General features: G+C 71.9%; 5 protein-coding genes. All 5 read left to right on the top strand.

From position 1 onward, the window contains the following. The first annotated feature begins 217 nt into the window (after nucleotides 1–217). Nucleotides 218–1,657 (top strand): diaminopimelate decarboxylase, encoded by a 1,440-nt coding sequence (gene lysA, locus SACSA_RS0105130; protein ID WP_028661555.1) that lies wholly within the window; start codon nucleotides 218–220, stop codon nucleotides 1,655–1,657. Further along, nucleotides 1,654–2,961 carry a homoserine dehydrogenase gene (locus SACSA_RS0105125; protein ID WP_019814086.1) on the top strand — a complete coding sequence of 436 codons (1,308 nt, stop codon included), beginning with the start codon at nucleotides 1,654–1,656 and terminating at the stop codon, nucleotides 2,959–2,961. The genes lysA and SACSA_RS0105125 overlap by 4 nt, the downstream gene beginning before the upstream one ends. Beyond that, the gene (gene thrC / locus SACSA_RS0105120) at nucleotides 2,958–4,055 is read left to right on the top strand and encodes a threonine synthase (RefSeq protein WP_019814083.1); all 1,098 of its coding nucleotides are present in this window, start codon (nucleotides 2,958–2,960) and stop codon (nucleotides 4,053–4,055) included. Before SACSA_RS0105125 ends, thrC begins: the two co-directional genes overlap by 4 nt. A gap of 50 nt (nucleotides 4,056–4,105) precedes the next feature. Further along, nucleotides 4,106–4,984: a homoserine kinase gene (gene thrB, locus SACSA_RS0105115; RefSeq protein ID WP_028661554.1), complete on the top strand. Its 879-nt coding sequence runs from the start codon at nucleotides 4,106–4,108 to the stop codon at nucleotides 4,982–4,984. 390 nt (nucleotides 4,985–5,374) lie between these two features. After that, on the top strand, nucleotides 5,375–5,933 hold a 559-nt coding region (locus SACSA_RS21615), incomplete at its 3' end, for a Rho termination factor N-terminal domain-containing protein (RefSeq protein WP_048876454.1).

Below are 5,933 nucleotides of genomic sequence, written 5' to 3'. Positions count from 1 at the left end.
GTCCGGCCGTCAACACACCCGCGAGCAGGCACAGGCCCAGCAGCTTGAACAGACCGCTCCGGTTACTCACGCATCCAGGGTACGCACGCGCCGGTGTGATCGCCGTGACCCGTCGGCAGGCGCGGCGGCGGAGGAGGAGTCGACAACGTGGCCAAGTCCGTAGCGCCGCGCGGCGCGTGAGACGCGTCGCGCGGGCTCGCCGTAAAGGAACGTAGCAATGTGCGCACACCCAGCGGGGCCTCGGCACGCGGAGGTCTACCCGCACGTGGACCAGGCCGGTTTTCCACCGTCCAGTTCGGAGGAGCTCGACCGGCTCTACCCGAAGGTCTGGCCACGCAACACCTACCGCGCGCCCGACGGCGTCGTCCGGATCGCCGGGGTGGACGTCCGGGAGCTCGCCCGGACCTACGGCACGCCGCTGTTCGTCGTCGACGAGGCGGACTTCAAGTCCCGGTGCGCCGAGTACGCCGAGGCGTTCGACGACCCGGCGCTGGTGCACTACGCCGCGAAGGCGTTCCTGTGCACCGAAGTGGCCCGGTGGGTGGCCGCGCAGGGGCTGAGCCTCGACGTGTGTTCGAGCGGTGAGCTGGCGATAGCCGAGCGGGCCGAGTTCCCGCCCGAGCGGATCACCTTCCACGGCAACAACAAGTCGAGCGACGAGCTGGAATCGGCGGTGCGGGCCGGGGTCGGCACGGTCGTGCTCGACTCCTTCTACGAGATCGCCCGGCTCGCCGACATCGCCGCCCGGCACGAGGTCACCCAGTCGGTGCTCGTGCGGGTCACCGTGGGTGTCGAAGCGCACACCCACGAGTTCATCGCGACCGCGCACGAGGACCAGAAGTTCGGCTTCTCGCTGGCCGGGGGCGACGCCGCCGAGGCGGTGCGCCGGGTGCTCAACACCTCGTCGCTGCGCCTGGTCGGCCTGCACAGCCACATCGGCTCCCAGATCTTCGACACCGACGGCTTCGAGGTCGCGGCGCGCCGGGTGATCGGGTTGATCGCCGACCTGCGCAAGGAACACGGTCCCGAGGCGCTCGACCAGCTCACCACCGTGGACCTCGGCGGCGGGTTCGGCATCGCCTACACCGACCGGGACAACCCGCCGCCACCCGCGCAGATGGTCACGCAGATTCGCGAGATCGTGCGCAAGGAGTGCACCTTCGCGGACCTGCCCATGCCGCGCATCGCGGGCGAGCCCGGGCGGGCGATCGCGGGACCGGGCACGGTGACGCTGTACGAGGTCGGCACGATCAAGGACGTGGCGCTGGGCGACGACGCGGTGCGCCGGTTCGTCAGCGTCGACGGCGGCATGAGCGACAACATCCGCACCGCGCTCTACGACGCCGCCTACGACTGCCGTCTCGTCTCGCGGGCGAGTGACGACGGTCAGCCCGGGGAGGTCGGAGCCGCGCTGTCCCGAGTGGTGGGAAAGCACTGTGAATCGGGCGACATCGTCGTCCGCGACTGCTGGTTGCCCGACACGCTGGCTCCCGGCGATCTGGTCGCGGTGGCCGCCACGGGCGCTTACTGCTACTCGATGGCCAGCAACTACAACCGGCAGCCTCGGCCGGCCGTGGTCGCGGTGCGCAACGGCAACCATCGGTTGCTGCTGAGGCGGGAGACGAACGAGGACATGCTTCGACTGGAGGTGTCGTGAGCGAGAATCGCGAAGGGGTCGTCCGGGTCGCGTTGCTCGGGTGCGGCACGGTCGGCGGCGAGGTCACGCGCATGCTGCTCGAGCACGGTGACGAGCTCGCGGCCCGGGTCGGTGCTCCGGTCGAGCTGGCGGGGATCGCGGTGCGCAGGCCGGACCGGCACCCGGAACTGCCGCAGCACCTGCTCACCTCGGACGCCGGCGCGCTGGTGGAGTCCGATGTGGACGTCGTCGTCGAGCTGATCGGCGGCATCGACCCGGTACGGGGCTGGCTGCTCACCGCGTTGCGCAAGGGCCGGTCGGTGGTCACGGGGAACAAGGCCCTGCTGGCCGAGTACGGCTCCGAGCTGTCCGAGGCCGCGGACACCGCCGGGGCCGACCTCTACTACGAGGCCGCGGTCGCCGGCGCGATCCCGCTGCTGCGCCCGCTGCGCGAGTCGCTGGCGGGCGACCGGATCTCGCGCGTGATGGGCATCGTCAACGGCACCACCAACTTCATCCTGTCCGCCATGGACTCCACCGGAGCCAGCTATGGCGAGACCCTGGACGAGGCGACCCGTCTCGGATACGCCGAGGCCGACCCGAGCGCCGACGTGGACGGCTACGACGCCGCCTCGAAGGCCGCGATTCTGGCCTCGCTCGCGTTCCACAGCCGCGTCACGGCCGCCGACGTGCACCGCGAGGGCATCGCGGGGATCACCTCCTCCGACATCGCGGCGGCCAAGCGGCTCGGCCGCACGGTGAAGCTGCTGGCGATCTGCGAGCGGGTCACCGCCGACGACGGCGCCGAGTCGGTGTCGGCGCGCGTGCACCCGGTGATGATTCCGCGCGGGCACCAGCTCGCCGGGGTGGGCGGCGCGTTCAACGCGGTCTACGTCGAGGCCGAGGCCGCGGGTGAGCTGATGTTCTACGGCCAGGGCGCGGGTGGTGCCCCGACGGCCAGTGCGGTACTCGGCGATCTGGTGTCGGCCGCGCGCAATCGCGTTGCGGGCGGCCGGGGTCCGCGCGAGTCCGCCCACGCCGCGCTGCCGGTGCGTCCGATGGGACAGACGCCGACCCGCTATCACATCAGCCTCGACGTGGCGGATCGTCCGGGTGTGCTGGCGCAGATCGCGCAGGTGTTCTCCGTGCACGGCGTGAGCATCGCGGCGGTGCGCCAGCGCGACAAGCATTCCACGGCGAGCCTCGTGGTCGTGACGCACCTGGCGCCCGACGCGGCGCTCGAGGCCACGGTGAACGAGATCAGCAAGCTCGACGTGGTCAGGGAAGTGGTCAGTGTGATGCGGGTGGAAGGCGAGGACTCGTGAACGCGGTCGGTGCGGCACAGGGCCGGGCGGAGGGTGCGACGCCCGGGTGGCCCGGCGTCATCAAGGCGTACTCCTCGCGCATCCCGGTTCCCGAGGGCGCCGAGGTCGTGACGCTGGGGGAGGGCAACACGCCGTTGTTGCCCGCCCCGCACCTGTCCGAGCTCACCGGGTGCGCCGTGTACCTGAAGGTGGAGGGCGCCAACCCGACCGGGTCGTTCAAGGATCGCGGGATGACGGTGGCGATCACCCACGCCCGCGCGAGCGGGTTGCGGGCGGTGATCTGCGCGTCCACGGGCAACACCTCCGCCTCGGCGGCCGCCTACGCTTCGCGTGCGGGACTGGCCACGGCGGTGCTGGTGCCGCAGGGCAAGATCGCGCTGGGCAAGATGGCCCAGGCCGTGCTGCACGGCGCCCGCATCCTCCAGGTGGAGGGCAACTTCGACGACTGCCTCGAACTCGCCCGCAAGACCGCGGCCGACTACCCGGTCACGCTGGTGAACTCGGTGAACCCGGTGCGGCTGGTCGGGCAGAAGAGCGCGGCGTGGGAGATCTGCGACGTGCTGGGCGATGCCCCGGACGTGCACTGCCTTCCCGTGGGCAACGCGGGCAACATCACCGCCTACTGGGCGGGCTACACCGAGTACGCGGCCGACGAGCTGGTGGAGCGGGTTCCCCGGATGTTCGGTTTCCAGGCCGCCGGTGCGGCCCCGCTGGTCAGCGGTGAGCCGGTGCCGTCCCCGGAGACCGTCGCGACGGCGATCCGCGTCGGCAGCCCCGCGTCGTGGGAACCTGCCGTGCAGGCGAAAACGGCCAGCGGCGGACTGTTCGAGTCCGTCACCGACGAGCGCATTCTGGAGGCCTACCGCTTGCTCGCCAGTCGCGAGGGCGTGTTCGTTGAACCCGCCTCCGCCACGAGTGTGGCCGGGTTGCTGCGCACGGCGGCGGACGGCCGCCTGCCGCGTGGCGCCACGGTCGTGTGCACGGTGACGGGACACGGGCTCAAGGACCCGGCGACGGCGCTGGAGAACAACGTCGAGGTGGAGCCGCTGGCCGTCGATCCGCGTGCCGTGGCCGCCGCGTTGGAGCTGTCGTGACGCCGCCCGTGGTCCGTCCCGCGGCCGCCGATCGGGAGGCCGGCGTCGGGGTGCGGTACACGATCACGGTCCCGGCGTCGACGGCGAACCTGGGCTCGGGATTCGACACGTTCGGCATGGCGCTCGGCCTCCACGACGTGGTGGAGGTCGCCGTGACCGACTCCGGACTCGGCGTCGAGGTGCTCGACGCGGGGGCCGGGGACATGTCCGGGGTACCCACGGACGAGACCCACCTGGTGGTGCGCGCGCTGCACAGCGCGTGCCGGTTCCTCGACGTGCCCGTGCCGGGGCTGCGGTTGCGCTGTCACAACGCGATCCCGCACTCCCGGGGACTCGGGTCGTCGGCGGCCGCGGCGGTCGCCGGGGTGGCCGCGGGCTACGCCCTCGCGGGCGCCGAACCGGACGAGTCGGCACTGCGCCTCGCGGCCGAGTTCGAGGGCCACGCGGACAACGCGGCGGCGAGCCTGTTCGGCGGTTTCGTTCTGGCCTGGAAGGACGAGGGCCGCTTCCACGCGCGGCGGCTCGAACCGCATCCCTCCCTTCGCCCCGTGGTGGCGGTGCCCGCCGAGCGCTCGTCGACGGGCGAGACGCGCGGACTCCTGCCGGAGCGGGTGCCGCACGCCGACGCGGCCTTCGCGGTCAGCCGTAGCGCGCTCGCGGTGCATGCGCTGACGAGCAGCCCGGAGTTGCTGCCGGTGGCGACGCAGGACCGGCTGCACCAGGACTACCGGGAGCCCGCGTTCCCCGCCACGGTGCGCCTTGTCCGGGCACTGCGGGCCCACGGCGTCGCGGCCGTCGTCTCCGGCGCGGGGCCGACGGTGCTCGCGCTGACGACGACGGGAATACTGCCCGGCGAGATCGACGTTGAGGGATTCGACGTCTTCGAACTGCCCGTCGACCCGGTCGGCGTGCGCGTCTCCACGGACTGACGCGGGGCAGGGTGCGCGCCGACCCCGTGTGCGGTGGGTTCGGCCCGCCGTCGCATACCGTGCGGCGTGAGCCACGCCACGTGGGGGGTGGTTGTTGCACCGGGACTTCCGGCGGTCTACCCTCGGAGGCGTTCGGTCACCGTGCATTCCCGCACCCGGTACTGGTTTGCGGATCTATCCGGATCGGATCTTTCCGTTCGTTCTCGGCGGGTCTCCGGTGGACGCGGTGACCGGCCTTGTCTCGTGACGGCGGTTCCTCCGCTCGTGTTTCGCAACCTCGGCGTCGGACCCGTCTGCACAGGGACCCTAGTACGCCGTCTCGCAATTCGGACGCGGGCGGCGGTCCGCTGGTTCACGCGTGGAGGCGTGGACCGGTCAGGAAGGACATGTGTGAGCAACACCGATCTTTTGAATGGCGACGTGGAGACCCAGGCGGAATCGTCGGGCTCGGGGGAGCAGGCGTCGCAGTCCAACGGTTCGGCCACGACTCCGAAGCGGCGTCCCGGCGGTCTGTCGGGCATGGTCATCGCCGAACTTCGGGCGCTGGCCACCGAGCTGGGCATCGGCGACACCACCGGGATGCGCAAGGGCGATCTGATCGCCGCGATTCGTGAGCGTCAGGGCAAGAACAAGCGCGGCAAGTCCACGGGTGAGGCGCCCTCGGCCGCCGACGAGGCGAGCGGTGCCGCGACCCTGCCGTTGGACGGCGTGAGCGAGGCCAAGGGGAAGGCCGAGCAGCCCGCGGACGACAAGCCCGCGAAGGCGGGCGGCCGTTCCGGCACGAGCAAGGGGGCCGCCGACGAGGAGAAGTCCTCGGGCGAAGGGAAGTCCCCGGGTGAGGGCAAGCCCTCGGGCGAGAACAGGCCGTCGGGCGACGGCCGGTCCGCGGGTGACGGCCAGCAGGACGACGGCGGAGGCGGCCGGTCCGGTCGGCGCCGCCGGGGTTCCG

Origin of the sequence: Saccharomonospora saliphila YIM 90502, from assembly GCF_000383795.1 — a bacterium.
GTDB lineage: Bacteria > Actinomycetota > Actinomycetes > Mycobacteriales > Pseudonocardiaceae > Saccharomonospora > Saccharomonospora saliphila.
This window is presented reverse-complemented; position numbering and strand designations above follow the sequence as displayed.

Excerpts from the sequence above, each read along its gene's own strand:
- lysA (WP_028661555.1), top strand. The coding sequence starts at position 218 with ATGTGCGCACACCCAGCGGGGCCTCGGCACGCGGAGGTCTACCCGCAC.